The sequence below is a fragment of the Mucilaginibacter sp. P4_E8 genome, from assembly GCF_056401495.1.
Map to the genome: position 1 here is coordinate 1 of NZ_JBFUJG010000304.1, position 2,327 is coordinate 2,327.

The 2,327-nt window shown below is 41.8% G+C and carries 2 protein-coding genes; both read left to right on the forward strand.

The window, feature by feature from the left end:
* The coding region (locus tag AC1DRQ_RS30770; RefSeq protein ID WP_477429822.1) for a TolC family protein at positions 1 to 1,080 on the forward strand (1,080 nt) is incomplete at its 5' end.
* A gap of 168 nt (positions 1,081 to 1,248) precedes the next feature.
* Positions 1,249 to 2,327, forward strand: a 1,079-nt coding sequence (locus tag AC1DRQ_RS30775; protein ID WP_477429824.1) for a beta-N-acetylhexosaminidase, incomplete at its 3' end; no start/stop codon positions are given.

The following is a 2,327-nucleotide window of genomic DNA, read 5'->3' on the forward strand; positions in this document are numbered from 1 at the left end:
TCAGATAATAGCGTTACCGGTTTGAGCTTAACTCAATATAACATTGGCACCAAGCACATTGAGGATTATAACGCAAACCTGGGTTTAAGATGGGAAGCCGACATCTGGGGCAAGATCCGTAACCAGAGCCGTTCGGCGCTGGCGCAGTACCTGCAAACTAACGAGGCCAAAAAGGCTATTCAAACCAATATAGTAGCCGGTGTATCGCAAGGTTATTACAACTTGTTGATGCTGGATGCACAACTGGATATAGCCCAGAAAAATGTAAGGCTGAATGACAGCACTTTACGTATTATTCGCCTGCAGTTTGATGCTGGTCAGGTTACTCAGTTGGCCGTACAACAGGCCGAAGCTCAGCAGCTTTCAGCAGCACAACTGGTGCCTGGTTTTGAACGCGATATTGCCATACAAGAAAACGCGATTAAAATTTTAACCGGTGCCCTGCCCGACAAAGTTGAGCGTACTGCCCATTTAGACGAGTTAACCATTCCTGAAAATCTTTCAGCTGGTGTACCGTCAGCTATTGTAAGCCGCAGGCCCGATGTGAAAACCGCAGAACTTGCCCTGAATGTTGCTAACGCCAACGTAGGTATAGCACAGGCTAATATGTACCCTTCATTAACTATTACTGCTAATGGTGGTTTAAATACCTTCAGGGCAAGCAACTGGTTTACTGTTCCGGCATCGTTATTTGGTACAGTTGCCGGCGCTTTAACTCAGCCATTGCTGCAACACAGGCAATTAAAAACACGATATAAAGTGGCTTTGGTTGACCGTGAAAAAACCGTACTGCAATTCAGGCAATCAGTTTTAAATGCAGTAGGCGAAGTGTCTGATGCGCTGGTTCGTATAGAAAAACTGAAAACACAACAGTCTATCATCGCTAACCGTGTAAGCACCCTGGAAAAAGCTACCAGTAATGCTAACTTACTGTTCAGCAACGGTCAGGCTACTTACCTGGAAGTGATTACCGCGCAAAGCAGTGTATTGCAAAGCGAACTTGATCTGGCAACCGTTAAAAACGCACGTTTAAACGCCATGTCGGATTTGTACCGTTCATTAGGCGGTGGTTGGAAATAAGCAATAACTCCATCATATATAATTACAAAGCGATCATGCTCAGGCATGGTCGCTTTTTTTGTTTATGGCATGTTTATACTGATTCAAACATTATTACAAATAAATTACCCTGATATAGCATAAATTTTATTATCATAGCATGCCCCATAATTTGAACTTTTACAATTAATGAAATTTAAACTCTTAGCAACGCTTCTTTTACTTTCTGGTTATATAAAGGCGCAAAACCTAAACATTATTCCTCAACCCAAATCGGTTATTAACACTGCTGGCCAATTCAATTTTAATAGCCATGCTACAATTGGTGTAAGCGACACTTCTTTAATATCGTTAGCCAATTACTTTCAAAAAGAAATATCTAAGGCAAAAGGCATAACTCTTGTTGTAAGTAATAATGAGGCAGCCAGTGCTATTGACCTTGTATTGGTTAATACACCACAAGCAACGGGCGCATATACGTTGAAGATAACACCTGAACACGTCACTATCATATCGCAAAGTAAAGAAGGTATTTTTTATGGCTTAACGTCGCTGTTACAATTGGTAAAAGATCAGCAGCGGGATAACGATGGTGATCTTTGCATACCGGCCTGTAATATAGCAGACTTGCCGCGTTACCAATGGCGAGGCTTAATGCTTGATGAAGCAAGACATTTTTTTGGTAAAGAAAAAGTTAAGCAATTACTCGATTGGATGGCTTATTACAAGCTTAATAAGTTTCACTGGCATTTAACAGATGTGCAGGGATGGCGCATCGAGATCAAAAAATATCCAAAACTTACATCTGTAGGTGGTGTAGGTAATTATAGTGATTCGGCTGCCGAAGCCCAGTATTATACCCAGGACGATATCAGGGAAATAGTAGCTTATGCTGCCAGCCGATTTATAACCGTGATCCCTGAAATTGATATGCCTGGCCATGCTACAGCAGCTAACAAAGCTTACYCCGAATTTACAGGCGGCAGCGTTGCTGGTTATCCGAATTTTACCTTTAACCCGGCCAATGAAAAAACTTACCAGTATTTAGCCGATATCATTAAAGAAACCAATACGCTTTTTCCGGCTCACATGATCCATTTGGGTGGCGACGAGGTTGCGTTTGGGATTAAAGCATGGTCGCTTGATACTGCTATAGCACATATGATGCAAAAAATGAATTTTGAAGGAGTTAGTGATCTTGAGCGCTACTTTTTTAAACGGATGACGGATACTGTTACGAGCCTGGGAAGTAAAATATTGGCTTGGGA